This window comes from Burkholderia sp. 8Y, assembly GCF_902506145.1.
In the GTDB taxonomy this organism is placed as follows: Bacteria; Pseudomonadota; Gammaproteobacteria; order Burkholderiales; family Burkholderiaceae; genus Caballeronia.
Genome location: NZ_LR733519.1, coordinates 2,325,050 through 2,351,588, shown reverse-complemented (window position 1 = coordinate 2,351,588; position 26,539 = coordinate 2,325,050). Strand labels below are relative to the sequence as shown.

Annotated in this window: 23 protein-coding genes; 6 read left to right on the top strand and 17 right to left on the bottom strand. The window is 65.4% G+C overall.

Annotated features, from left to right (window positions below; genetic code table 11):
• Window positions 1-21: 21 nt before the first annotated feature.
• The 7 genes from GV035_RS10555 to GV035_RS10525 are packed head-to-tail and all read right to left on the bottom strand — an operon-like array spanning window position 22 to window position 8,886.
• The gene (locus GV035_RS10555; RefSeq protein WP_159834868.1) at window positions 22-828 is read right to left on the bottom strand and encodes an enoyl-CoA hydratase/isomerase family protein; all 807 of its coding nucleotides are present in this window, start codon (window positions 826-828) and stop codon (window positions 22-24) included.
• Complete coding sequence (locus GV035_RS10550) at window positions 825-2,396, bottom strand: AMP-binding protein (RefSeq protein WP_159834867.1); 1,572 nt, start codon at window positions 2,394-2,396, stop codon at window positions 825-827. The genes GV035_RS10555 and GV035_RS10550 overlap by 4 nt, the downstream gene beginning before the upstream one ends.
• On the bottom strand, window positions 2,389-2,949 hold the full coding sequence (locus GV035_RS10545) for a (2Fe-2S)-binding protein (RefSeq protein WP_159834866.1): 561 nt from the start codon (window positions 2,947-2,949) through the stop codon (window positions 2,389-2,391). The genes GV035_RS10550 and GV035_RS10545 overlap by 8 nt, the downstream gene beginning before the upstream one ends.
• Window positions 2,922-3,743 (bottom strand): FAD binding domain-containing protein, encoded by an 822-nt coding sequence (locus GV035_RS10540; protein WP_159834865.1) that lies wholly within the window; start codon window positions 3,741-3,743, stop codon window positions 2,922-2,924. The genes GV035_RS10545 and GV035_RS10540 overlap by 28 nt, the downstream gene beginning before the upstream one ends.
• Window positions 3,740-6,781, bottom strand: a complete 3,042-nt coding sequence (locus tag GV035_RS10535; protein WP_159834864.1) for a xanthine dehydrogenase family protein molybdopterin-binding subunit — start codon at window positions 6,779-6,781, stop codon at window positions 3,740-3,742. The genes GV035_RS10540 and GV035_RS10535 overlap by 4 nt, the downstream gene beginning before the upstream one ends.
• A gap of 4 nt (window positions 6,782-6,785) precedes the next feature.
• Window positions 6,786-7,400: a UbiX family flavin prenyltransferase gene (locus GV035_RS10530; protein WP_159834863.1), complete on the bottom strand. Its 615-nt coding sequence runs from the start codon at window positions 7,398-7,400 to the stop codon at window positions 6,786-6,788.
• On the bottom strand, window positions 7,393-8,886 hold the full coding sequence (locus GV035_RS10525) for a UbiD family decarboxylase (protein WP_159834862.1): 1,494 nt from the start codon (window positions 8,884-8,886) through the stop codon (window positions 7,393-7,395). The genes GV035_RS10530 and GV035_RS10525 overlap by 8 nt, the downstream gene beginning before the upstream one ends.
• Window positions 8,887-9,181: 295 nt before the next feature.
• Between GV035_RS10525 and GV035_RS10520 the strand changes: the two genes are divergently transcribed.
• On the top strand, window positions 9,182-10,123 hold the full coding sequence (locus tag GV035_RS10520; protein WP_159834861.1) for a LysR family transcriptional regulator: 942 nt from the start codon (window positions 9,182-9,184) through the stop codon (window positions 10,121-10,123).
• Window positions 10,120-11,571, top strand: a complete 1,452-nt coding sequence (locus tag GV035_RS10515) for an aldehyde dehydrogenase family protein (RefSeq protein WP_159834860.1) — start codon at window positions 10,120-10,122, stop codon at window positions 11,569-11,571. The genes GV035_RS10520 and GV035_RS10515 overlap by 4 nt, the downstream gene beginning before the upstream one ends.
• Window positions 11,572-11,577: 6 nt before the next feature.
• Here GV035_RS10515 and GV035_RS10510 read toward each other — a convergent pair whose 3' ends face one another.
• From GV035_RS10510 to hpnI, 5 genes are read right to left on the bottom strand one after another with little or no spacing between them, the layout of a single operon-like run.
• A complete protein-coding gene (locus GV035_RS10510; protein ID WP_159834859.1) occupies window positions 11,578-12,342 on the bottom strand; it encodes a COG4705 family protein in 765 nt (254 codons plus the stop codon).
• Window positions 12,343-12,391: 49 nt separating this feature from the next.
• A complete protein-coding gene (locus GV035_RS10505) occupies window positions 12,392-13,420 on the bottom strand; it encodes a lysylphosphatidylglycerol synthase domain-containing protein (RefSeq protein WP_159834858.1) in 1,029 nt (342 codons plus the stop codon).
• Complete coding sequence (gene hpnK, locus GV035_RS10500; protein ID WP_159834857.1) at window positions 13,417-14,268, bottom strand: hopanoid biosynthesis-associated protein HpnK; 852 nt, start codon at window positions 14,266-14,268, stop codon at window positions 13,417-13,419. Before hpnK ends, GV035_RS10505 begins: the two co-directional genes overlap by 4 nt.
• Before the next feature lie 4 nt (window positions 14,269-14,272).
• Entirely contained in the window at window positions 14,273-15,697 is a 1,425-nt protein-coding gene (gene hpnJ / locus GV035_RS10495; protein ID WP_159834856.1) for a hopanoid biosynthesis associated radical SAM protein HpnJ, read from the bottom strand.
• 45 nt (window positions 15,698-15,742) lie between these two features.
• On the bottom strand, window positions 15,743-16,978 hold the full coding sequence (gene hpnI / locus GV035_RS10490) for a bacteriohopanetetrol glucosamine biosynthesis glycosyltransferase HpnI (RefSeq protein WP_159834855.1): 1,236 nt from the start codon (window positions 16,976-16,978) through the stop codon (window positions 15,743-15,745).
• A 290-nt stretch (window positions 16,979-17,268) separates the two neighbouring features.
• Here hpnI and GV035_RS10485 point away from each other — a divergent pair, with 290 nt between their 5' ends.
• Both GV035_RS10485 and GV035_RS10480 read left to right on the top strand, forming a co-directional pair.
• Window positions 17,269-17,631 carry a hypothetical protein gene (locus GV035_RS10485; RefSeq protein WP_159834854.1) on the top strand — a complete coding sequence of 121 codons (363 nt, stop codon included), beginning with the start codon at window positions 17,269-17,271 and terminating at the stop codon, window positions 17,629-17,631.
• A gap of 177 nt (window positions 17,632-17,808) precedes the next feature.
• Window positions 17,809-18,744 (top strand): GGDEF domain-containing protein, encoded by a 936-nt coding sequence (locus GV035_RS10480; protein WP_159834853.1) that lies wholly within the window; start codon window positions 17,809-17,811, stop codon window positions 18,742-18,744.
• On the opposite strand, the gene GV035_RS10475 is transcribed toward GV035_RS10480, so the two are convergent.
• From GV035_RS10475 to GV035_RS10455, 5 genes are all read right to left on the bottom strand, one after another.
• Complete coding sequence (locus GV035_RS10475; protein WP_159834852.1) at window positions 18,745-19,686, bottom strand: NAD(P)-dependent oxidoreductase; 942 nt, start codon at window positions 19,684-19,686, stop codon at window positions 18,745-18,747.
• Between the two features lie 11 nt (window positions 19,687-19,697).
• Window positions 19,698-20,933 carry an alpha-hydroxy acid oxidase gene (locus tag GV035_RS10470; protein WP_159834851.1) on the bottom strand — a complete coding sequence of 412 codons (1,236 nt, stop codon included), beginning with the start codon at window positions 20,931-20,933 and terminating at the stop codon, window positions 19,698-19,700.
• Window positions 20,934-20,958: 25 nt separating this feature from the next.
• Window positions 20,959-22,263: an MFS transporter gene (locus tag GV035_RS10465; protein ID WP_159834850.1), complete on the bottom strand. Its 1,305-nt coding sequence runs from the start codon at window positions 22,261-22,263 to the stop codon at window positions 20,959-20,961.
• Window positions 22,264-22,345: 82 nt separating this feature from the next.
• Window positions 22,346-23,269, bottom strand: a complete 924-nt coding sequence (locus GV035_RS10460; protein WP_159834849.1) for a dihydrodipicolinate synthase family protein — start codon at window positions 23,267-23,269, stop codon at window positions 22,346-22,348.
• A gap of 60 nt (window positions 23,270-23,329) precedes the next feature.
• Window positions 23,330-24,904 carry a UxaA family hydrolase gene (locus GV035_RS10455; protein ID WP_159834848.1) on the bottom strand — a complete coding sequence of 525 codons (1,575 nt, stop codon included), beginning with the start codon at window positions 24,902-24,904 and terminating at the stop codon, window positions 23,330-23,332.
• Between the two features lie 165 nt (window positions 24,905-25,069).
• Between GV035_RS10455 and GV035_RS10450 the strand changes: the two genes are divergently transcribed.
• On the top strand, window positions 25,070-25,975 hold the full coding sequence (locus tag GV035_RS10450; protein WP_236572521.1) for a LysR family transcriptional regulator: 906 nt from the start codon (window positions 25,070-25,072) through the stop codon (window positions 25,973-25,975).
• 72 nt (window positions 25,976-26,047) lie between these two features.
• Window positions 26,048-26,530 carry a GNAT family N-acetyltransferase gene (locus tag GV035_RS10445; RefSeq protein WP_236572520.1) on the top strand — a complete coding sequence of 161 codons (483 nt, stop codon included), beginning with the start codon at window positions 26,048-26,050 and terminating at the stop codon, window positions 26,528-26,530.
• The last annotated feature ends 9 nt before the right edge of the window (window positions 26,531-26,539 follow it).

The following is a 26,539-nucleotide window of genomic DNA, read 5'->3' as shown; positions in this document are numbered from 1 at the left end:
CGTCTTCCCTTTTCTGCGTGATCAGGAGCCGCGGAACACCGGCTTGCGTTTGCCGTGGAACGCCTCAACGCCTTCGCGGAAATCGTCCGACGTGCGCAGGCGGCTGTAGCAATGCCCTTCCAGTTCGATCGCGATGGAAAGCGGCGCGTCTTCCGAATCGTTCAGGAGCTTCTTCGCGGTGCGCTGGGCGAGCGGCGAGAACGCGCGCAACTCGTCCACGAGCGCATCCGTCCTGGCTTCGAGTTCGGCGTCCGGCACGCACTCCACCGCGATGCCCCACTCGTACGCCTGCTTGCCGGGAATGCGGCGCGAGCGCATCACGATGTCCTTCGTCCGGCCGATGCCGACCATCGCCTGCAAGCGCGCCGAGCCGCCCGAGCCGGGAATCTGGCCGAGCTTCTGTTCGGGCAGCGCGTAAAAGGTCGTATCGGTGACGATGCGGAAATCGCACGCGAGCGACAACTCGAAGCCCACGCCGAAGCAGAAACCGCGATTGGCCGCGATCACCGGCTTCGAGCAGCGCGCGGGCGCCGCGATATTCCACGCGAGCTTCGACACGTGTTCCGGCGACGCTTCCAGGAAGCCCTTGATGTCGCCGCCGCTCGAAAAATGCTCGCCGTTCGCGCGCACGACGATCACGCGCACGCGCTCGTCGTCCTCGAGTGCTTCGAAGACGGTGCGCAACTGGTCGCGCGCGTGCATCGAAATGACGTTGAACGGCGGCCGGTGCAGGATGATGTCGGCGCGCTCGCGTTCGGCGTCGATCTCGACCGAAAAGCCGTCGAGGTCTTGCAGCAGGGTCTGGGCGCGGTGGTTCAGATCAGTCATTCAGAGGACTCCTTAGTGGTTTCTATACGTGGCGCGAGCGGCGCGTTGTCGGCGACGTATTCCCCCGCCGAGAGCTTGCGGCGCAGGATCTTGCCGACCGGCGACTTCGGAATGTCATCGACGAACACGTAGTCGCGCGGGCGCTTGAAGTTGACGAGGTCGGACTGGCGGCACCAGGCGTCGAGACCTTCGCCATCGACGTATTCGCGCCGCTTGATGAACGCGACCACGCGCTGGCCCCAACGCTCGTCCTTCACGCCCGCGACCGCGACTTCATCGACGGCCGGATGCAGCGAGAGCACCGATTCGATATCCACGGGCGAAATGTTCTCTCCGCCGCTGATGATCATGTCGTCCACGCGGCCGGTCACGTAAAGGTCGCCGTCGGCGTCGAAATAGCCGGTGTCGCCGGTGAAGTACCAGCCGCCGCGCAAGGACTTCGCGTTCGCGTCCGGGCGATTCCAGTAGCCTTCGAACGCTTCATCGCCGAGCAGGTCCGCGATGATCTGGCCTTCCTCGCCGACGGCGGCGGTTTCGTCGGGCGACGCGGCGTCGAGGATCACCACGCGCAGCCGCGTGTTGATGCCCGCGCGCCCCGCGCTGCCCGGCTTCTTGGTCGCGTCCTGGTCGATGCTGAACGTGTAGACCTCGGACGAGCCGTAGTGATTGACGAACAGCTCCGGCTCGAACGCGGCCGACAGGCGCTTGAGCAAGCCGTCGTTCATCGGCGCGCCCGCGAAGCCGAGCTTTCTGACCGACGACGTATCCGTGCTCGCAAAACCGCTGTCGGCGAGCAGGTCGTGATAGAGCGTCGGCACGAGATAGAGGCACGTTAGCCCGTGTCGCGCGATGGATTCCAGCGCGAGCTTCGCGTTCCAGCGGCGCACGCAGACGAAGACGCCATCGACGAGCGCCATCGCGAGCAGCGAGCGCACGCCCATCGTGTGATAGAGCGGCATCACGCCGAGCGTGCGTTCGCCGCGCCGGTACAGGTTCTGCGCGACGTGCGCGAGCGCGGCTGCGCGTTCGTGCCGGTGACGGCGCGGCACGCCCTTCGGCTTGCCGGTGGTGCCGGACGTGTAGAGGATGAGCGAGATGTCGTCGGCGGTGGCGTGCGTCGTTTCTTCGGCGCCTCCTTGTTCGACGATGAGCGCGTCGAAGCGCATCGTGCCGCCGGAGACGTCGTCGAGTCCGATGCGCGGCAGGTTTTGCGCCGACGCGCTCTGCATCACGGCATCGGCGGAAACGGGCTCGTAGACGATCGCCTTCACGCCCGCGTCGGTCACGCAGTACTCGACTTCCTCCGGCTTCGCGCGCCAGTTGAGCGGCACGATCACGATGCCCGCGAACTGTCCCGCCCAATGCAGCGTCGCCATTTCCCAGCGGTTTTGCAGCACGACGAGCAGCCGGTCGCCGCGTCGCACGCCGAGCGCGCGCAGGCCATCGGCGACATTCAGGATCACGCGATGCCACGCCGCGTAGGTCAGTTGCAGGTCGCCATCGACGAGCGCGAGCGCGTTCGGGCTGCGCTCGACGCTTTGCAGGAAGGTGCGGCCGAGATCAAGCATGTTCGGCCTCCTTCGTGTTTGCCTTGCCCTGACGGCGCGCGGCTACGTCGAGCACTGCCGCGACGATCGGCGTATAGCCCGTGCAGCGGCAGATATGGCCCGAGAGCATCTCGCGCACCTGTTGCTCGCTCGGGTCGGGCACGCGTTGCAGATAGTCCGCGCACGACATCAGAATGCCCGCCGTGCAGAAGCCGCACTGCAACGCATGATGACGCTGGAAAGCCTGCTGCAAATCGCCGAGCGTCTGGTCCGGCGCGAGACCTTCCACGGTATCGATACGCCGTCCGTCCGCCTGCACCGCGAGCATCAGGCACGAGCGCGCCGCGATGCCGTCCACGTGTACCGTGCACGCGCCGCAGACGCCGTGCTCGCAGCCGACGTGCGTGCCCGTCGCGCCCAGTCCGTGCCGGATGAAATCCGACAGCAGTTCGCGCGGCTCGCAATAGCCGCTGCGTTCGCGGCCGTTGAGCGTCAGCGTGATGCGCTGCTGCTCGCCGTGCCGCATGATGTTGTCCGCCGTGTTGCTCACTTCGCCTCCTCGATCACGCGCCATCCCAATTGCCGGACCAGATTCCGGCGATACTTCGCGCTGATGTGCGCGTCGTCTTGCGCGTTCAGTTTCCAGCTCAGGTCGTTCAATGCGCCGCGCAGGTCGTCGCCCGCGAGACGCGGCCAGGTCTCGGCAACCGGCCGGTCCGCGACGCCGCCCACCGCGATGCGAATGGCGTCGTCCGTCACGACCGCCGCGCAGGCGACCACCGCGAAATCGCCGTGCCGCGCCGAGAACTCGGCGAACGCGTGACGCTCGCCGGGCTTCTTCAACGGAAAGCGCACGGCTTCCACCAGTTCGTCCGGCTCGCGCGCCGTCATCAGCATTCCTTGAAAGAAGTCCTGCGCCGCGAGCGTGCGGCGCTTCTTTTTCGAGCGCAGCATGACGTCGCCGCCGAGCGCGGTGAGCACGAGCGGCAGTTCCGCGCTCGGATCGGCATGGGCGATGGAACCGCACACCGTCCCGCGATTGCGAATCTGAAAGTGCGAGATGTTCGGAAAGGCCATCGCAAGCAACGGCACTTCGTCGCGCAACGAGCGGCGCCACTCGACGCTGCCTTGCGTCGCCGCCGCGCTCACGACGAGATGCCCCGCCCGGTCGTCGACGCGCACGGCGTCCAGCTCGGCGGTGCGCGAGATATCGATGAGCACGCGCGGCTGCGCAAGGCGCATGTTGAGCACGGCCATCAGCGATTGCCCGCCCGCGAGCACGCGCGCGTCCTCGCCGTGTTGCGCGAGCGCGTCGAGCGCGTGTTGCGTCGTCGTCGCGCGCAGATAGTCGAACGGCGCGGGTTTCATGCATGCCTCCTGAAACGGCCCAAGCGTCCGGCGAGCCGCGCGATCCACGACCTGCGCTGCACGACCGGCTTGCCCGCCGCCTGACGGCCGAGCGATTCGAACAATTGCCTGAGCACCACTTTCGCCGCGCCTTCGAGCATGCGTCCGCCGACCGCCGCGACCTTGCCCGAGACCTGCGCTTCGTAGTCGTATGTGAGGCGCGTGCCGCTACCCTGCGGCGTCAGTTCGACGAGACCGTTGCCGCGCGCGCTGCCGAGCGGCGAAATGCCCGCGCCCGCGAGACGCAGCCGTCGCGGCGCGTTGATCTCCGACAGGCCAATGCGCGCCTCGAAGCGCGCCTTGATCATGCCGACGCCGACCGTCACGTCCGCGCGATACTGGTTCGGCGCGGTCTCTTCCAGCGCGTGACAACCCGGAATGACCTTGGCGAGCGCCTTCGGGTCGAGCAGCACGGCGAAGACGGCTTCGGGCGTCGCGGGCAAATCGACCGCGCCTTGCGCCGTCAACGCCTTGCCGCCGCCGGGCGTCGCGGGCTTCGCCGGGGCCGCTTCGCGGTATTCGGGGCGCGAGGGTTCCGGATCGTCGATGCCGATCAGCGCCATCACCTTTTGCGGCGTCAGCGGCAGGCGAATGTCCTCGACGCCGAGCGCGTCCGCCACCGCATTCGCGATGCACGGCGGCGTGCTCATGTTGTTGCCTTCGCCGAGCCCTTTCGCGCCGAGCGGCGTGAACGGCGACGGCGTTTCCAGATGCACGATCACCGGATCGGGCACTTCGCAGGTCGTCGGCATCAGATAGTCGGCGAGCGTGCCGGACTGGAAGCTGCCGTCCGCGCCGTAGCGGAACTCTTCCATCAGCGCCGCGCCCAGCCCTTGCGCGAACGCGCCGCGAATCTGGCCGTCCGCGAGCGCGGGATTGAGCAGCGTGCCGGCGTCGTGCGCGGTCACGTAGCGGTCGATACGTACACGCCCCGTCTCGCGGTCCACTTCGACGGCGCACATGTCGAACGCGAAGCCATACGCCGCCGACGTGTTGATGCGGTCCTCTTCATCCGGGGCGTCCATGTGCGGCGGCGACCAGAACACGGTCTCGCGCAAGCCCGGCTCGTCGCCGTCGGGCAAGAGCGCGGGCGCCCAGTGCGGCGCGTTGCTCGCCGCGCGCGCGAACGGCAGCGCGCGGTCTTCGGCATCTTTCGGGAAGATGCGCGCACGCTCGAAGCGCACGTCGCCGGCGGCGCACCCGAACTGCTTCGCGAGAATGCGCGAGAGCTTGTCGCGCACGCGCGTCGCGGCGAGATGCACCGTGCCCGCCACCGCGCCCGCGAAGCGGCTCGAATAATTGCCCGCCGCGACGGACCATGCGTCCTTGTGCGTGTCGAACTCCACGTTCACGACGATGTCCTTCGGGTCCAGCCCGAGCACATCCGCGACGACTTGCGCGCACACCGTCATGTGGCCCTGTCCTGCGGGCGTCGATGCAATGGTGACGACCACGCCGCCGAGCAGATCGACGCTCACGGTCGCGCTGGCTATCGCGCCGTTCTTCGGGCCGGCCTTCTTGCGCGCGTCGGGCGGCATCACGGTCGTGATATAGCCCATGTTCGACACGGACGGCTCGACGATCGCCGCGAACCCGATGCCATACAGACGCCCTTCCTTGCGCGCCGCGTCGCGCCGGGCGATGAGTTCTTCGTAGCCGCCCTCCACGTTCGAAAGACGCAGCGCCTCCTGATAGTTGCCCGAGTCGAGCAGCGCGCCCGCCGCCGCGCGATACGGGAACGCATCGGCGGGAACGAAGTTGCGGCGGTACACGTCGAGCACATCGAGCTTCAATTCGATCGCGATGCGCTGAATCAGCCGCTCCAGCGCGAAATAGACCTGCGGTCCGCCGAAGCCGCGCACGAGGCCGGTCGGCGTCTTGTTGGTGAGCACGACGCGGTTGCGCACGGCGAGATTTGGAATTGCGTAGGCGCCGGTCAGGCAGCCGTGCATCCGGTAGAACGTCGCGGGCTCGGGCGCGCGCACGTAGCCGCCGACGTCTTCCAATTGATCGTACGAAAGCGCGAGAATGCGGCCGTCGCTTTCCACGGCGGCTTCGAGGGTGGACAGGCGCGCGGTCGCGGACGTCGCCGCGCTCAGGTGTTCGAGCCGGTCTTCGACCCATTTCACCGGCGCGCCGGCCTTGCGCGAGGCGAGGCACATCAGCACGACGTATGGAAACACCGCCTGCTTCACGCCGAAGCTGCCGCCCGAATCGCGCGGGGCCTTGTGGCGCAGACGGTTCGCGGGGACGTTGAGCGCCATCGCCATGACGGCGTGCAGCGAGAACGGCCCCATGAAATTCGAAGTGACGTCGTAGCCTTCGTCGCCCGACAGATATTCGGCGATCACCACGCCGCATTCGATCGGCGCGCACGTATTGCGCGGATAGTGCGCGACCAGTTTCACGCGATGCGGCGCGCGCTCGAACGCGGCTTGCGGATCGCCATAGCTGAAATGCCGCTCGCTGATGACGTTCGTGCCGACGCGCTCGTGCAGCACCGGCGCGTCTTCCTTCACCGCCTCTTCGATGGACGTGACGGCATCGCGCTGTGCGTATTCGACCTTGATGAGGTCCAGCGCGTCTTCCGCGATGGCGCGCGATTCCGCCATCACGACAGCCACCGGCTCGCCTACGTAGCGCACGCGGTCCATCGCGAGCGCCCACTGCTCCATTGGCGACTTCACGCCGACGATGAAGGGCCGCGACCACGGGCGCAAGTCGTCGCGCGTGAGAACCGCGCGCACGCCGTGCAGCTTCGACGCGGCTTCGGTGTCGATGGACACGATATCCGCGTGCGCGTGCGGCGAGCGCAGAATCGCGGCGTGCAGCGTGCCGGGCTTCACGGCGAGGTCGTCGCCGTAGCGGCCACGGCCCGTCAGGATCGCGGGGTCTTCGACGCGGGGCATCGAACGGCCGACGTGGCGCTCCGGCGCGGCGGCCGTGTTCTCAGCGGCGCGTGCGTTGATATCGGCAAAACCTGTATCGCGCTGGTTCATGGCGTCACTCCTTGCTCTCGGCGCGGCTGCCGAATTCATCGGCGAGGCCGCTCCAGCGGCGCGCGATCTCGCCGTGCTCGATGCCGAACAAATCCAGAATGCGCCCGACCGTGTGATCGACGACATCGTCGATGGTCTTCGGATGCGCGTAGAACGCCGGCACGGGCGGCATCACGATGGCGCCCATTTCTGTCGCGAGCGTCATGTTGCGCAGATGCGCGAGGTTGAGCGGCGTCTCGCGGGCGACCAGCACGAGGCGGCGGCGTTCTTTCAGCATGACGTCGGCGGCGCGCGTCAGCAGGTTGTCCGCGAAGCCGTTCGCGACACCGGCGAGCGTCTTCATCGAACACGGCGCGATCACCATGCCGTCGCTCAGGAACGAACCGCTCGCGACCGCCGCGCCGATATCGCGCACGTTATGCACGACGTCCGCGAGCGTATCGAGGTCGCCGCGCGTGAGGCCGAGTTCCTGCGCCGCCGTCACCGCGCCGGACGCCGACACGATCAGATGCGTCTCGTGCGTGCCGAGCCGGCGCAGCGCGGCAATGAGGCGCACGCCGATAACCGCGCCGCTCGCGCCCGAGATGCCGACGACGATGCGCTTCTTTCGCTCAGCCATGATCGCGCGTAAGGTAGGCGTTCAGCGCGCTGTTATCGCTCGCGATGAGCGCATCCAGATCGACCGTGTCCTGGCCGGGAATGCGTACGCGCGTGAAGACGTGCGCCGGATAGACGACCGGACGCGTGGCGTCGAGGCCCATCTTCGCGCTGATGCCTTGCAGATGCGCAGGCGCGTCATCAGGAAGGCCGACGGTCGTCGAAGGATCGAGCGGCGAGCCTTGCGCGCCCGCTATCACGACGAGATCGCGGTCGGCCTGAAAGCGCGTCGCAATGGCCCATTCGATCTCGGCGGGATCGTGCACGTCGACATCGGTATCGACGACGACGACCTGCTTGATGTCGTAGTGCGCGCCGAATGCGCAGAGAATCACGTTCTTCGCCTCGCCTTCGCGCTTCTTGTCGAACTGCACCCACAGGTGATAGCGGCACACGCCGCCCACCGAAAGATGCACGTCCGTGACCGAAGGATGGCTGCGCTGAAGATGCGCGAGCAGCGTGGCTTCGCGCGGAATCGCGCCGAGCAGCAGATGCTCCATTTCGGCGGGCACGATGGTATGAAAGATCGGGTCGCGCCGATGCGTCACCGCCGTCACTTCGATCACTTCGCGCGCTTCCTTCGCGCTGTAGTACTTGGGAAACTCGCCGAACGGGCCTTCGGGCTCGCGCACGTTCGGCAGAATGCGTCCTTCGATGACGATCTCCGCGAACGCCGGCACATGCACGCCGCTCGTCACGCACGACACGACCGGCAGCGGTGCGCCATGCAGCGCGCCCGCGATTTCGAGTTCGTCGTGATCGATCGGCGTGATGGCTTGCGACGCGAGCATTGTCAGCGGATCGACGCCGATGGCAACTGCCACGTCGAGCGCATCGCCCGCTTCCTCGGCTGCACGCTGGAATGCGTACAGATGGCGCGGCAGCAGCAGAATCGCCATGCGGTCGCGGCCATGCACCTGAATGCGGTTGATGGACACGTTCTGCACGCCCGTGCGCGGATTGCGCGCAATCACGAGGCCCGCCGTGATGTACGGGCCGTTGTCGTGCTCGCTGTGCGTGGGAATAGGCAAAAGCGCGTGCAGGTCGATGTCGTTCGTATGCACCACTTGCTGGCACGGCGCCTCTTCACGCGCGACGACTTTCGACGCGAGCGGCGCGGCAGCCGCAGCGGAAAAGCGCGCGAGCAGGCCGGCTTCCTCGACGCCCAGGGCTTCCGCAATCCACGCACGCTTCGCCATGAAACCGGTCACCACGGGGACCGCATGTCCGCCCGGTTGCGTGAAGAATGCCGCCTGCGTGCCGTCGAGCCGCTTGGCGATGGCCGCCAGTTCATGCTCGAGCGCAACCGGCTTGTCGATCGTCGCGACGCGTCCGGTTTTCGCGAGATGCGCGAGCCAGTCGCGCAGCGAAAGCGAACCGGCGTCCGAGCCTTGGCTGGCCCACGTCAATGCGGAAATGCCGTTCGTTGCGGCATCGCGTGTGTTCATTCGTGTCTCCATCTCATGCCCGCTTCATCGGCTGAAGATGCCGAAGCAAGCGCATGGTCTGAAGCGTAGCGAGATCGCTCCATAAGTTCTAATACTGTTTTCTGATGCGCCGAATCACTGGCTCTTATATCCGTGTTAGCCCCGATGACAGCGTTCTTACAGTTACGTATCAATAGATGCCTTCCGCACGCCGTGCGGCTGGGCGTTGTCATTAAAGACACAGTGGGAGCGCAAAGGGCGCTTGGTGATAACGCGAGCGCAAGCTATTAGCGTTACTGATGCCGAAAGGGATTGAATGGACCTCAAGCAAATCCAGTACTTCATTGCGCTCTTCGAGGACGGCTCGGTCACGCGTGCGGCCAAGCGCCTGAACATCGTGCAGCCCGCGTTGAGCATGCAGATCGCCAAGCTGGAAGACGAACTGCATCAGCAACTTTTCGAGCGCGGCGCGCACGGCATGGCGCCGACCGCGGCGGGACGGCTCATGTATCGCCTCTTTTTGCCGATCATGCGCGACCTCGCGCACGCGCGGCAGCAGCTCGTGCAGCGCGATGAAGTCGTGACGGGACACGTGGGCATCGGGCTGATCGCCTCGGTCACGGAGAGCGTGCTGGCGGACTCGCTCTCGCGTTTTCATGCGCGTTATCCGGATGTCGAAGTGACGGTGGCCGATGGCTACAGCGCGACGTTCATCGACTGGGTCGCGGGCGGTCAACTGGATGCGGCGATCATCAACAAGCCGCGCGCTCGCCTTTCGCTCGATTCGCGCGCGCTGCTCGACGAGGAGATGGTGCTCGCGACAAGCGCCGTGCACGGCCCCGACTTGCCGCACGCGATTGAATTAGCGCAGTTGCCCGAACTCGAACTCGTGTTGCCGACCAAGCGCCACGGTCTGCGCGGCGTGCTCGACAGCGCCGCGCAGCATGAAGACGTGCTGCTCGCGCCGCGCTTCGAGATCGACGTGCTTTCCACCATTCTCAAACTCGTCGAGCACACGCGCTTTGCGACGATTCTTCCGCGCATCGTGGTCGAGCGTGCCGCGCGGCACGGCACCTTGCGCGCGTGCCCGATCCTCGCGCCGCGCATCGTGCGGCATATCGTGTGCGTGAGTCATCCGCGCAGACCGTTGAGCGCGGCGGCGGAGGCACTAATCGCGATCATCGGCGATGAATTGCACCAAGCCTCCAATACTTCGGTGTCCGACGTATCTCCCTCATTGAAGGAACAATCAGCATGAACGCATTGCATTGCGCATTGCATTGGATCGGCGGCGAATGGACCGGCACGCCGACGCTCGACAGCATCGATCCCGCGACGGGCGAAGCCATCGGCCAGTACGCCGACGGCGGCGCGCAGGAAGCAGACGCCGCCATCGCCGCCGCGCGCCATGTATTCGACCGCACGACGTGGGCGCAAGATGCGCGTCTGCGTCAGGACGTGCTGCTTGCGTGGGCCGCGGCGCTGGAGCAGCAACGCGAAGCGCTCGCCACGCTGCTCACGCGCGAAAACGGCAAGGCCATTGCGCAATCGCGCGGCGAGATCGCGGGCGCGATCTCCGAAGTGCGCTATTACGCTGGACTTGCTCGGCACATCGCGGGGCATGTGCTCGAACCCGAACCGGGCACCATTTCGACGATGCTGCGCGAAGCCGCTGGCGTCGCCGCGATCATCGTGCCGTGGAACGCGCCGGCCGTGCTGCTCGTGCGCTCGCTCGCGCCTGCGCTCGCGGCGGGCTGCACGGCAGTCGTGAAGCCCGCCGCGCAGACGTCGCTCGTCACGGCGGCGATGCTGCGCTGCTTCGAGCACACCGCGCTGCCCAGCGGCGCGGTGAACCTCGTCAACGAGCAGGGTCATGTCGCGAGCCAGCGATTCGCGGATTCGCACGGCGTGGACGTGGTGAGCTTTACCGGATCGACCGCCACCGGCAAGAAGATCATGGCAGCGGCGGCGGACAGCATGAAGAAGCTCTCGCTCGAACTCGGCGGCAAGTCATGCTGCCTCGTTTTCGACGATGCCGATATCGCCGCCATCGCGCCGCGCCTGGCGCGCGCCGCGACGATCATCTCGGGCCAGCAATGCACGGCTGCGCGGCGCGTGCTCGTGCATGCGTCGCGCGCGGCGGACATGCGCGAACAGCTCGCGGGCGCACTCGCGGCGCTGAAGGTGGGGCCGGGCATCGATCCGGCGACGGATATCGGCGCGCTCATCGACGCCCCGACGCGCGATGCCGTGAATCGCACGATCGAACGTGCATGCGACACGGCGGATCGCGTGCTGTTGCGCGGCGGCGCATCGGGCCGTGCGTTTCTGTCGCCGACGCTCGTCGAGCATGGCGACCCTAAGGCGTTCTTCTGTCAGGAAGAAATCTTCGGTCCGTTCGTCACGCTCGAAGTCTTCGAGAGCGAACAGGAAGCCGTCGCGAAGGCCAACGACACCGTGTTCGGCCTGTCAGCCAGCGTGTGGACGCACGACGGTCCGCGCGCGTTTCGCATCGCGCGGGCGCTCAAGAACGGCACGGTGTGGATCAACGACCACAACAAGCTCTTCGCGGAAGCCGAAACCGGCGGATACCGGCAAAGCGGCCTCGGGCGTCTGCATGGCTACGACGCGCTCGCCGACTTCACCGAGATCAAGCACATCTGCATGCCGGCTGGCGTGGCCGAAGGCATTGCGCCGCTGCGCTGATGCGCGCTATCGCAAGGATCTGCGCTCGCGCGTCTGCGCCATCGTCATCCATGCGACGCAGAGGGCCATGAACGCCAGCAGCGCGACCGACGCCCAGAGGCGGCTCATCGCGAGGCCGCCTTGCGCAACGGGCTTGTCGAACAAGTCGCCGAGCGTCGCGCCGAGCGGCCGCGTCAGCACGAACGCCGCCCAGAACAGCAGCGTGCGCGACAGCGCGGTCCAGAAGTAGAGCGCGGAGACGCAGGCCAGCAATCCGCCGAAGAGAAGCGCCCCGCCTTCGTAACCGAACCCGAGACCGCCGCGGTCGTCGCCCGCGATCCAGTCGCCGAGCGCGGTGCCCAGCGTTTGCGAGAAGAGGATCGTCACCCAGTAGAACCATTCGACGCGCGGCGTATTGATCCGATCGACCGACACGCTGCCTTCCACGCGATACCACACCGCGAGGCTCGCCAGCAGACACGCCGAAACGATCGTCACGCCGCCCGGATAGCCGAGACCGAGCGAGCGGTCGGCGAAGTCGGCGAGCGTCGTGCCAAGCGTGGTCGTCGCGACGATGGTCGCCCAGTACAGCGACGGGTGAAACGCCCGCGCTCTCACCTGCGCGGTGACGAAGCCGACGAACAGCAGCGCGAAGATGGCCGAGCCGATCAGATAGCCGAGGTTCAACGACATGGACACCCAGTCGCCGCCGGTTTCACCGAGCGTCGTCGCGGCAATCTTGACGATCCAGAAAAGCAACGTGACCTGTGGGACCTTCGATTCGACTTTCATTAGTATTCCTCGTTACTTGCAGATTGCGACTTGCATGCCGTGCGATACGTCATGCAGATAATTTCGCGCGGTTCTTCCGCGCTGCGCTTGCCGTCGTGCCGGCCTTGCGACGAACGCGCTCCGCGACCAGCCACGACGCCAGCGCAAGCCCGCCCGACAGCACTTCACGCATGCGCTTGACGAGCGCAAGCGAGACCGCTGCTTCCGTGCCGAGGCCGGCGAGCTGGGCCGTCAGCACGATGGCGGCGTCCTGCACGCCGACGCCGAGCGGCACGAAAAAGGCGACGTGCCGTGCAATTTGCGTGATGGCTTCGATCGCGACGGCATCGGTCAGCGTCACCGGCACGCCCATCGCCCAGAGCGCGAAGAAGTTCTCGAGCGCGCCCGCGGCCTGCCCCGCGAGCTGCCATGCGAGCGCGGCAAGCCACGCACGCGGACGCTGCGCCAGCGCGCGCAACGCGGCGTCGAGCCGTCGCGAATGCCCCGCGCGAAGCAGCGGGCTGCTGCCGAGCACGCGCCGTGCGAGCGCCAAAAGCACATCGAATGGCGCACCGCGACGCAGCCACCAGGCGCATCCGCCGAGCGCCGCGAGCGTCGCCGCGCTTGCCGCCGCGAGCGGCCACAACGCGCGGTGCAACGCAGCCGCATGCGCGAGCGCCGCGATGCCGATGATCGCGAAAATCGCCTGCATGCCGAGCGTGACGAGCACTTCCACGATCACCGACGCGATCACCGCCGATGAATCGCGCAGCTTCCAGCACGCGAGCCGCACGCCGACCACTTCGCCGCCCACGCTTGCGACGGGCAGCAGGCGGCTCACGCCGTCGCGCACCGTCGCGATCCACCAGACAAAGCGAAACGGCACGGCACGCGCAAGCAGGATCCACCAGCCGAGCGCATCGAGCGCGAGCGGCACCGCGCGATACGGCACGAGCAGAAGCAGCGGCAGCCACGCATGCATGATCCGTTCGCTCGCCTGGCCGATGCTGTCGCGCAGCGTATAGCCGATCACGAGCGCCGCGACGAGCGCGAGCACGCCCGGCCACGCGGTGGCGGCGGCCTTGCGTAGCGCGATCACGCGCGCCCCGCGCCGAATGCGTCGGCAAACACGTCTGAGAAGCCGCCCAGCGCGACGCCGCGCGCACGCGCCGCACCGAGCGCCTGACTGACGCGCGGAGACAGCAGCGCGTCGAGTTCGTCGGCGTGCCGGTAGTCGCGCATCGAGTACGTGATCGGTGTATCGCCGGCCACGGCAGGATGACAGTAGATTTCGCCGACCCGTCCATCTTTTACGTCTATGTCGGCGAGCGCCGCGAGCCACGCGGCTTCATCGAACCGGCCCGTTTGCGCCATGCCGACGACGTAATCGTTGTGCGCGATGCCCGCGCGTGCGAGACGCCGGCGCGTCAGCGCCGTCCACGGCTTCAACCAGAACGGCGCGCTCGCTTCCGATGGCAAACGCATCGCGCGCATGCCGTAGTCGCGGCCAATCTCGAGAATCAGCGAAAGCACCACCGGATGCACGTGCAGATGCTTGTGCGTGTTGACGTGGTCGAGCGCGAGCCCGGTCGCGCGAAACGCTTCGAACTGCGCGCGGATTTCCTCGCCGAGCTGGCGCCGCACGCGAGGAAGCAACGCATAGCGCAGACCGTCTTTCAGGGGGGCATCGCGCATCCATCCGTCATCATCGGTCAATGCGGGGACACGCGCGGCGCCGAGCGTCGACACGCCATCGGCCAGCACGATATGCAGGCCGACGCGCAGCGACGGACACGCTCTCGCGCGCGCGACCGCATCCCGCGCGGCGGGCGCGGCGACCATCAGGCTCGCGCACGCGAGCACGCCTTCGCGATGCGCCCGGATCACCGCCTCGTTGATGCGCTCGTGCAGACCGAAGTCGTCGGCGGTGACAATCAACGCTCGCATGCGGTCATGCCTCGCGCGCCCGCAGGAAGCGGAAGAATTCCACACCTTCGCGCAGGCGGCGCTTCATCATGTCCCAGCTCGTCAGCATTTCCCGCACGATTTCCCAGATCTTCGACGGCCGGAAATAGAACCGCTTATAGAAGCGTTCGAGCTCGTGATAGATGTCTTCGCGCGAGAGATGCGGATAGCCGATCGCCGCCAGTTGCACGCCTTCCTTGCTGACGAGATTGATGACCTTGTTCTCCGCGAGCCAGCCGTTATCGACAGCCTGTTTGTAGAGCGTCGTGCCCGGATAAGGCGCGGCCAGCGAGACCTGGATGGTATGCGGATTGATTTCCTTCGCATACCGAATGGTTTTATCGATCGTCTCTTTGGTTTCGCCCGGTAAGCCTAGAATGAACGTGCCATGTACCTTGATGCCGAGCTTGCGGCAATCGTCGGCGAAGCGCCGCGCGATATCCGTGCGCAAGCCCTTCTTGATGTTGAGCAGAATCTGGTCGTCGCCGGATTCATAACCGACCAGCAAGAGACGCAAGCCGTTCTCCTTCATGATCTTGAGCGTCGAATACGGGACGTTGGCCTTCGCGTTGCACGACCACGTCACGCCGAGCTTGCCCAGCCCGCGCGCGATGTCCTCGACGCGCGGCTTAAAGTCGGTGAAGGTGTCGTCGTCGAACATGATCTCCTTCACTTCCGGCATGTTGTCGCGAATCCACTTCACTTCTTCCAGCACGTTCTCGACCGAGCGCACGCGGTAGCGATGCCCGCCCACCGTCTGCGGCCACAGGCAGAACGTGCAGCGCGAACGGCAGCCGCGCCCCGTATAAATGGACACGTACGGATAGTTCAGATAGCCGATAAAGTAGTTCCGGATATTCAGATCGCGTCGATAAACGGGCGCGACGAACGGCAACTCATCCATGTTTTCGAGGATGGGGCGCGCTTCGTTATGCTCGATTGCACCGTCTTCATTGCGCCACGAGAGCCCTTTGATCGACGCGAACGGCATGCCTTCGGCGACTTCCTTGCAGGTGTAGTCGAATTCCTCGCGGCACACGAAGTCGATCGCGTCGCTCGCTGTCAGCGAGTGATGCGGATCGACCGCCACTTTCGCACCGACCATGCCGATCAGCGCCGACGGCTTGCGCGCTTTCAGATGCTCGGCGAAGAGCGCGTCGGTCGGAAAGGACGGCGTGCTCGTGTGAATGATGACGAGATCGTAGTGCGCCGCGATGTCGAGCGTCTCCTCGACGGACAGGCCATCGGCGGGCGCGTCGAGCACGCGGCTTTGCGGTATCAGCGCGGCGGGTTGCGCGAGCCACGTCGGATACCAGAACGAGCGTATCTCGCGCTTGGCCTGATAGCGCGATCCCGCACCGCCGTCGAAACCGTCGAAAGACGGGGCCTGAAGAAAAAGCGTCTGCTTCATGATGCGAAGTCCTGTGTATTCATGGCGTGTATTCAAGGCGTGTTTTCATGGCCTGTCGGACGGATTCGTTTCGTACGCGTCGCCTTCGGAGGCCGAGGCATCGGAGACGTTGAGCGGCACGCGCACGCCGCGCCACACGACGCTCGAACCGAACAGCGCGGCGAACCACGCGAGCCACATCAGCCCGTCGCGCAGCGGAATGAGCGGCAGGTCGCGCCAGAACGCGCGCCACGAACGCGCGCTGCGCGAGTGCAGCAAGAGACGCGCGCTGATGCCGAGAGAGGTGCTGATATCGACGATGGCATCGGCTGTCGATTGTGCGAGGTCCGTGCCGCTCGTGTCGAACGAAACGCCCAGAAGCGCACTCGTCAGAAGCCACGGCGATGCAAACGTAATGCACAGACAAGCGAAACCCAAGGGGTTGATCGAACGGATGGTGCGCAGCCAGCGCGTCTCGCGCCGCCACAAGGAGGGGAGATCGCCTTCGATCACATCGGTTGTGACGACGACATCCGACAGCACCGTGCGCAGGCCGATCACGCGCGCCCGTTCGGCGAGCCAGAAATCGTCGGCGAGGCAATCGCGCAAGGCTTCCAGTCCGCCGATCTTTTCGAGCGTTTCGCGCGTGAGCGCAAGCGTCGCCCCGAAGCCGAAGCGTCCATAGCCGAGCGCGTTCGCCACATACACGGACGGCACGAACCATTCGTCGATGAAAAGGCTGCCGAGTCTCGCCCAGATTCCGCCAATGCAACGCGCCCGGTACAGGCACGTGACGACGCCCACGCTCGCATCGGCAAGCGGCGCGGTCACGCGCATCAGGTAGTCCGGCTCGACGGCGATATCGCTGTCCGCGATCACGATCACGTCATGCTTCGCGTGTCCCGACAGATTGATGAGATTCGCGACCTTGCGGTTGCTGCCGTGCGTCGTTGCGTCGATGACGAGCTCGATGTCGCGGTCCGGATATGCGCGCGCAAGCCGCCGCACGACGCCCGCCGCGGCATCCGACGCGTGCGCGACGCCAAAGAGAAGTTGATATGAAGGATGCGTCTGCGTGCAGAAGGTTTCGAGGTTCGCGTAAAGACGCGGCTCCGCGCCGCACAGCGGCTTCAGAATGCTCACGGGAACGGGGGAATCGGCACTCGTGGAATGGTCGCGGCGCGAAGATCGAGCGGTGCGCCGGCCGCCGTGCAACAGCGCCGCCAGCGCCGCATGACAGGTCGCCGCGCAACACAGTCCGATGACCAGCCACATCCAGACGGGAATGGCGTGCGCCGTCATGCGTGTCTTAGCCGCATCGGGCTGGGTGCTGATCGTCGCATCGCGGCTGTGGCCATAGTGTGACAGTAGGCGTGCATGGACTCGGAACCGCTTGAGCGGCATTCGCGGGATGCGTTGTCGCCGTGACACCGGACCGACCCGCGCGTCTATGATGCGGGCCTCATGCTTATGCAATGCTTAAGTAACAAGCCAGCGCTCGCGGCCTGAGAGCGGCCAGGCGGTTCGCATGCTGAACGCGGCACGACGTTTGCGCGGGAACGCTGTAATCAGTAATCAGTAGGAGATTCGACATGAAATCCAGACTTGCGATGACGGCGCTCCTGATCGCTCTGTCAGGCGGCGTTCATGCGGCCGGCGGCGATATCGGCGGGGCAGCGGGCGGCGCGGTCGGCGGGACGAGCGGTGCAGGCATGGGGACGAACGGCGTCAACGGGCTCTCCGGCGCGAATGGCGCGAACGGCACGAACGCGAATGGCGGCGTCGGCATGGCGCGCGGCGGCGGCATCGGCGGCGCGAACGACGGCACCATGAGCGCGGCGCCGGCCCGGGGCGGCATGCAGCCGCCGGGCGCAACGCGCAACATGTCCTCCGGCGTGACGAGCCCGCAGAACACGCCTTCGCCCGGCGGCGGTGGATCGCGCGGCGGGTGGTAAGGGGCGCGGCAGCTTCCAACAATCGGGCCAGCGCGGTTCACGCCGCGCTGGCGCGAGACCTATTGGCTTTTTGAACGCCTCTGCAAAGAGCCGTCAGGCGCTAGAATAGTCTTTAGTTCTCCCGCCCGCTCGGGCATCCGGAAGCCGATTGCCGACCACCGATGCTTGTTCCCACCGATGCTTGTCCCTATTAAGCCTTCGAACGAAAGCGAGCGCATCGCCGCGCTTCGCGCACTGAACATCCTCGATACCGCGCCCGAAGAACGCTTCGACCGCCTGACACGGCTCGCCAAGCGCCTTTTCGACGTTCCCATCGCACTGGTGAGCCTCGTCGACGAGAACCGGCAGTGGTTCAAGTCGTGCACTGGCCTGAAAACGCGGCAAACCTCGCGCGATGTATCGTTCTGCGCGCATGCCATCGTCGGCGGCGACGTGCTGATCGTGCCCGATGCCCGCGCCGACGCGCGCTTCGACGACAATCCGCTCGTCATCGGGCCGCCGTTCATCCGCTTCTATGCGGGTTATCCGCTGAGCCTGCCCAACGGCGCGAAGCTCGGCACGCTGTGTCTGATCGACCAGCATCCGCGCGCGTTCGGCGAAGAAGACCGCCGACTCTTGCGCGACCTCGGCCGCATGGCGGAACAGGAGATGGCCGCATTGCAGCTTGCGACCATCGACGAACTCACGTTGCTCTCCAACCGGCGCGGCTTCGAAACGCTCGCGCAGCATGCGCTCAATGTGTGCAAGCGGCTCTCACGTGATGCCACGCTGCTTTTGATCGACCTCGACGGCTTTCGCGAAATCAACGATACGTACGGGCACGCCGAAGGCGATCGCGCGTTGCAGACGTTCTCCGACGTGCTGCGCGATGTGCTCGCCGAAAGCGACGTGATCGCGCGAATGAGCGGCGACGAATTCGCGGTGCTGCTCACCGACACGAGCGCCGAGGACACCGACGATCTGATTCAACGCCTGCGCCACGCGCTTCGTCAACGCGAAGCGCGCGTGCATCGCGGCTATGAAATCGGCTTCAACGTGCGGCAGACGCGGTTCGATCCGGCGCTTCATCAGAGCGTCGCGGATCTTCTCGCTGAAGGCGACTTCGACGACTGATCAGCCGTTCTTCTTCATCCCGTTCAACTGGGCAATGACATCAAACATATGCGGCACGTATTGGTCGCCATGACCGAGATTCGTGCCGAGCACGTACATCTGACGCACGGCTTCGGCGAGGATCGCCGTCGATGAATACGCTGCCGCAAGCTGACTATACGAACGCATGTCCTTCGCCGCGTTCCGGATGGCGAACTGCTGTCCGCTGTCATCGCCTTCGAGCAGATACGGGATGATGCGGTCGAAGGTCTTGCTATGCGCGCCGCTCAAACGGCACACCGCCGCGAACTCGTGCAGATTCAGTTGCGCCTTCGCGGCCGTGCCGAACGCTTCGGCGAGAATCGCGCCGTTCGCCTGCGCGATGAAGTTGTGAATGAGCTTTGCGCGATAACCCGAACCGTGGGCGCCGAGATGATGCACCGTCTCCGCGTACGCGGCCATGAGCGGCCGCACGCGATCGAGCACGGCTGCATCGCCGCCCGCGAGCACGTTGAGCCGGCCTTCGCGCGCTTCCTTCGGCGTGCGGTTCACGGGCGCATCGAGGAATGCCGCACCCTTCGCCGCAAATGCGCTGGCCGCTTCATCGGCGAAGTCCGCATCGGCCGTGGTGCTGTCGATCACGATCGAACCTTCGTGCGCGCCAGCCAGCAAGCCGTTCTCGCGGAACACGGCATCGCGCACTTGCGGCGTTCCGGTAACGCACACGATCACCACATCGACGTTGCGCGCGAGGTCCGCTGCGCTGACGGCTTCGGTCGCGCCCTGCGCCACGAGTGCTTCGAGCGCCTCGCGGCTGCGATGCCCGAGCACCGACAGCTTGAATCCCCTGCGCATGACCTGCGCGGCAATGGCGCTGCCCATCAGTCCCAGTCCGATCATGCCGACGCGTTCGATGCGCGCCGCAGATGCCGTTTCGTTCAGGCTCGTGTTGTTCGTGTTCATTGATGTCGTGCTCAAAGGGTGAGAGCTTCCTGCATCGGCTGCGGCGTGCGTGCCTGCATCGGCTGGCCGTTGCGGCGCGTCCATTGCAGATAGCGCGTATCCAGTTCGGCGATGCTCTTGCAGCCCAGCAGACCGATGACGCGATCCACTTCCGTCTTCAGTATCTCGATTGCGCGGTCCACGCCCGCGCGCCCGCCCGCCGCGAGGCCCCATGTCGTCGCGCGCCCGAGCAACACCGCATCGGCGCCGAGCCCCATCGCCTTCACGATATCGGAGCCGCGCCTGAAGCCGCCATCGAGCAAGACGGCAAGACGCCCGTTCACTTCGGCGACGACTTCGGGCAGCACTTCGAGCGCCGCGACCGAGCCGTCCAGTTGCCGTCCGCCGTGATTCGACAGCACGATGCCATCCGCGCCCACGGACACGGCGCGCGCGGCGTCTTCCGGATGAATGAGGCCCTTGATGATGAGCCGCCCCGGCCAGCGATCACGCAGCCAGCGGATGTCGTCCCACGAGAGCGAAGGATCGAGTTCCTTCGCCAGCGCGGACGCCGCGCCGCGCACGCTGTCCTGGCCCGGCGGGAGCAGATCGCCGAGGTTCGCGAACTTCGGCATGCCGTTCGGCCATAGCACATCCCTCATCCAGCGCGGATGCGCGATCACATCGAGCGTATTGCGCAGATCGAGCTTCAGCGGACGCGCGTAGTTGCGCAAGTCCCATTCACGCTTGCCATAGATCGCGCTGTCGGTGGTGACGACGAGCGCCTCCACTTGCGCATGCTTCGCGCGTTCGGCCAGCTTCGCGACGAAATCGCGCGTGCGATACATGTAGACCTGCATCCACACGCGGCCGCCCGCAGTCGCGACGACACGTTCCAGCGGCACCGTCGAGGCATTGCTCAGGATGAACGGGATGCCCGCCGCCGCAGCCGCGCTGGCGAGCGCGATATCGCCTTCACGCGAGAGCAGGCCGCTGAAACCCGTCGGCCCGATCATGAACGGCGCGGCGCTGCGACGCCCGAAGAGATCGATGCTGATGTCGCGCGTCGATACATCCACGAGCGAACGCGGCTGGAAAGCGATATCCGCGAATACCGAGCGATTGCGCTGCAAGGTGGCTTCTTCCTCCGCACCGCCTTCCACGTACTCGAAACAGAAGTTGGGTACGCGCCGCTGCGCCATCGCGCGAAGCTCTTCGATGCTGTGAGCACGGCGCGGATCGTTACCCGTATAAAGACGACGTTGCACTACAGCTCTCCTGCTGTCTTTCTGGTTATACCGGCAGCTTGCGTTGATAGTTGATGTTGAGTACCGACAACACCTGGAACGCCGCCACCGCGACGAAGAACATCAACGCGAGGAAATAGGAACCCGTCGTCTGCACGATGAAGCCGATGAAGATAGGCACAAAGATGCCCGCGATATTGCCGACGAAATTCATGATGCCGTTGAGCGTGCCGGCGCGCGCACGGGTGGCGAGCATGGCCGGCGTCGCCCAGTTGCAGCCGCCGTTCCAGCGCAGGAAGAACAAGGCGACGCACAGCAGGCCCACGACCATGACCGGCGACTTGACAAACGCGACGCCGAGCATCGACAACGCGACGGCCGCCGCGCCGATGATCATCATCGAGCGATACACGACGTTCGCGCCCGCGCCCGACGCTTTCCACTTGTCGGCGAGCTGACCGCCCAGCACTTCACCCACGAAGCCGCAGAAGAAGATCAGGAACGTCGCGCCGCCCAGCGACTTCAGGTCGAAGCCGTGAACCTTGAAGAGATACGTCGGCAGCCACGTCATCAGCCCGAAGAAGATCAGGTTGGTGCAGGTATGGCTCAGGCACATGCCCCACACGGAGCGGTAGGCGAAGAAACGGAACAGCGATCCGCCCGATGCGACCTTCGGCTCGTTCGCGTCTTCCTCGGCGTGCGCCCGCTCGATGTAGGCGACTTCCTCGTCACTGATCGACGGATGCTCGCGCGGCGTATTGCGGATATACCACCATGCCCACACACCGCACAGAATGGTGCCAACGCCCGCGACGACGAACGCCGCGCGCCACGAACCGAGCACCGTCATCAGCGTCGCCACGACCACCGCGCCGACGCCCGAACCCAGCGCACTGCCGCCATCCAGCAGCGCCGCGCCGCGCGTCTTTTCGTTCTGCGTGAGCCACAGCGCATTGAGCTTGCCGCCGCCCGGATAGATCGGCGCTTCGGTCACGCCGAGGCCGAGACGCGTCAGCAAGAGCAGGAACCAGCCGGTGCTCAGCGCGCCGAGTGCCTGAAAGAAGCCCCAGCCGACGGTTGCAATGGCAATCAGCGCACGCGGCTTGAGTCGGTCTGCCAGCATGCCCGAAGGAACCTGCATGAACAGATAGGTCCAGAAAAAGGAGCTCAGAATGAGGCCCTGACGTTCCGGCGTGAGGCTGAACTCTTGCGAAATGGCGGGCATCGCCACCGAAAGCGCCGCACGGTCGATGTAGTTGATGGACACGAGCGTCAGCAGCAGAAGAAAGATCTTCCACCGGACATTCGTCATTTTTGCGGCTTGCACGCTGCTACTGCTGGACACATTCATTGTCCGGTCTCCTAACCAGTTTCTTATGTCTTCGAGCGGAATCGCCCGAAGTTCATGCTTGAGTGCTTGAGTGCTTGAGTGCTTAGTGGCCCCAGCGCAGCACGAGCGGATCGAGCCGGCGCGCGACGTCGAGCAGGCCGTCGCGCGTCTTCGGATGCACGGGCGCGAACGGGTGACGCACCGCGTCCGAGCGGATCACGCCGCCTTCTTTCATCAAAATCTTGCAGGCAGCAAGCCCGCACTGGCGGTTCTCGTAGTTGATGAGCGGAAGCCACTGTTGATACAGCGATGCAGCCTGCTCCTTGTCACCGCTCGCGTACGCATCGACGATCTTGCGGATGCCGTCGGGATAGCCGCCGCCTGTCATCGAGCCTGTCGCGCCGGCTTCGAGATCGGGCATGAGCGTGATGGCTTCCTCGCCGTCCCAGGGACCGACGACGCTATCGCCGCCCAGTTCGATGAGCTCGCGCAGCTTCGAGGCGGCCTGCGCTGTTTCGATCTTGAAGTACGCGACGTTCTCGATTTCGCGCGCCATGCGTGCGAGGAACGGCGCGGACAGCGGCGTGCCGGCGACCGGCGCGTCCTGAATCATGATCGGAATGTCGATCGCATCCGAGACCTTGCCGAAGAATTCGAAGATGCCTTTCTCGGTCACGCGAATGGTCGCGCCGTGATACGGCGGCATCACCATGACCATCGCGGCGCCCGCGTCTTGGGCGGCGCGGCTACGGCGCGCGCACACGTCGGTGCTGAAATGCGTCGTCGTCACGATGACGGGCACGCGTCCCGCCACGTGTTGCAACACCACGCGCATGACGGAGTCGCGTTCGTCGTCCGACAACGCGAATTGCTCCGAGAAGTTGGCGAGAATGCACAGGCCGTTCGAACCGGCATCGATCATGAAGTCGACGCAACGCTTCTGGCCTTCGAGATCGAGTCGTCCGGCTTCGTCGAAAATGGTAGGAACGACCGGAAAGACACCGCGATAAGAGGGAGTGTTTGGCATGGTTAGCACGACGATGTTTATGGGTTGGGTGCCGGCTCGGACCGGGCCTGTAGTACGCGTTCAGGTGATCGCGCCGATCTGCCAGGGCACGAATTCGTTCTGGCCGTAGCCGTGGATTTCGCTGCGAGTACGCTCGCCGGATGCGGTCGCGAGCATCAGCTCGAAGAGGGCTTCGCCCATTTCCTCGATGCTCTTCTCGCCGCTCAGAATGGCGCCGCAGTTCAGGTCCATGTCTTCCTGCTGGCGGTTCCACAGCGCGTCGTTCGTCGCGATCTTGAGCGATGGCGACGGCGCGCAGCCGTAGGCCGAGCCGCGTCCGGTCGTAAAGCAGATGAGGTTCGCGCCGCCTGCGACCTGCCCCGTCGCGGAGATCGGATCGTAGCCGGGCGTATCCATGAACACGAGGCCCTTCGCATGCACGGGCTGCGCGTATTCGTAGACTTCGACGAGGTTCGTATTGCCGGCCTTCGCGATGCCGCCGAGCGACTTTTCGAGCACGGTGGTGAGACCGCCCGCCTTGTTGCCCGCCGACGGATTGTTGTTCATCGCCGCGCGGTTGCGCGCGCAATAGTCTTCCCACCAGTGGATGCGCGCAACGAGCTTTTCGCCGACGTCGCGGTTGATCGCGCGTCGCGTCAGCAAGTGTTCGGCACCATAAATCTCGGGCGTTTCGGAAAGAATCGCGGTGCCGCCGTGCGCGATGAGCAAGTCCACGGCCGCGCCGAGCGCCGGGTTCGCCGAGATGCCCGAATAGCCATCGGAACCGCCGCATTGCAGTCCGACGATCAGATGCGAGGCCGGCACGGGCTGGCGCTCCACGCGGTTCGCCTCGGCCAGCATGCCCTTGACCACTCCGATGCCATGCGCCACCGTCTTCGCGGTGCCGCCTGTCTCCTGAATGCTGAACGTCTGCAGAAACGGCGCTTCGGTGAGGCCCTGCGTCTCCAGCATGCGCGAAATCTGGTTCGTTTCGCAGCCGAGGCCGATCACGAGCACGCCCGCGAAGTTCGCGTGCATCGCATAGCCGCCGAGCGTTCGCTGCAGCATCGCCAGGCCCTCGCCTTCGGGGTCGACCGCGCAGCCGGCGCCATGCGTCAACGCGACGACGCCGTCCACATTCGGATAGGCGGCGAGGCTCGCGGGATTCGTGTCGCGGCGAAAGTGGTCGGCAATCGCGCGGGCAACCGTCGCCGAGCAGTTGACCGACGTGAGAATGCCGATGTAATTGCGCGTCGCGACGCGCCCATCCGGTCGCACGATGCCGTTGAACGTGGCGGGCGCCTGCGCGTACTGCGTGGCACGCGCGCCCGCACTGAACGCGTAGTCGCGATCGAATTCGCCCATCGCCACGTTATGCGTGTGAACGTGCTCGCCCGGCGCAATCGCGCGGCTCGCGAAGCCGATGATCTGGCCGTAGCGCCGCACCGCTTCGCCTTGCCCGATGGCGCGCGTCGCGATCTTGTGGCCTGGCGGAATGAGTCCGGATACGGTGATGCCCTCTTCGGCGAGACGCGCGCCGCCGACAAGCTGCTCTCGCGCGATGACCACGTCGTCGTCACGGTGAAGGCGAATCACGGGGGATCGTGGCCGGGCTTCGTCGAGCCGGCCAGTTATGTTCTGGCTTGCGTTCTGCATGATGTGAACCCGGAACCGGGTTTCTCGAGTGTCGTCTCCGGAACCGACTATACGGTTGTGGGATGCGGCATGTATATTGAATTGTTTCCATCCCCCGATCACTTCTTCTACTTGCCCCGCCACTCGCCGATGAACACGGTCCAGATGTTGCTGTCGCGACTCAGAATGAAACAGCTTCAATTGCTGATTGCGCTCGACGAACACAAGTCGCTGCACAAGGCCGCGGCGGTGCTGGCCATCACGCAATCGGCGGCCAGCAAGGCGTTGCACGAACTGGAAGCCCTGTTCGACACGGCGCTCTTCGAACGTTCGGCAAGCGGCATGCTTCCGAATCAGTATGGGCATCGGGTGATTCAATACGCGCGGCTCCTGACAACCGATTTGACGCTGCTTTGTCAGGACATTGCCGAGATTCAGTCGGGGCGCGGCGGGCGTCTCGCCATCGGCGCGATCATGGGTGCGATACCGGCTGTCGTCGTGCCCGCGCTCGACGCGTTGCACGCGGACCAGCCGCACGTATCGGTGGAAATCGTCGAGGACACGAGCGCGCGCATGCTGCTGCAACTCGACGAAGGGCATCTCGATCTCGTCATCGGCCGATCGGCGGTGAGCGAGCAGCCATCGAAATATCGCTACTGGAAGCTCGCGGATGAACCGCTCTCCGTCGTCGTCGGCTACCGGCACGCGACGAAGCCGCGCAGCCACATGGAGATGCGCGATCTCGCGCACTGCCGCTGGGTCACGTATCCGAGCCAGATGCCCTTGCGCGAACTGCTCGAACGGGAGATGGACCTCGCTGGAGTGGACATGCCGACTAACACGATTTCGACGGCATCCACGTTCGTCACGGTGGCGTTGCTGAATCAGAGCAAGGACCTCGTGTCCTTGTTGCCGACCGACATCGCGAACTTCTTCGCGCAGCACAAGATGCTGCGCATTCTTCCAGTGACGCTGCGCTCGCCTTCGCAGACTTACGGCATCGTGACGCGCAAGACCGGCGTGCTCTCGCCGATGGCCGAACGGTTCATCGCGCTGCTCAATGATCGAACGCGCGTTTCAAACGTCTCCTGAGGCGGTTTCGGGACCATGGTTTGCTCGGCTCGTGCTCGAAGCTACCGCAGACCAAGCCAAGGAGCCCTCGCCGTGACGCCCTTCGAAACCGCCATTCTTGTCCGACGTGAAGACCCGTGGTCGCTGGACGCCCAAGCCCTGCTCGACGAACTGAGCGCCATGCTGGCCGTCTTTTCGGGCGACAGCGGCCAGAGCCGCTTCTGCCTCGAAGATGTATGTTCGGCGCGCGGCGCGTTCGTCGTCGCTCGAACGGCGCAAGGATTCGCGCTCGGATGTGGTGCATTCCGGCGCTTCGACTACGGCGTGGCGGAACTGAAGCGCCTCTACAGCAGGCCGAAAACGTGCGGTGTGGGGAAAGCCATTCTGACGCAGCTCGAAGCGGATGCGGCGGCGGCCGGCTACCACAAGCTCTTGCTGGAAACGCGGTCGTTCAATCGGCGCGCCATTGCGTTCTACCAGCGCAACGGCTTCACGCCGGCCGGCCGCTACGGCATCTATGTTCATCAGCCCGACGCCTGCTGCTTCGAGAAAACGATCGGCGTCAGGGCTCAATAGCTGACCTTC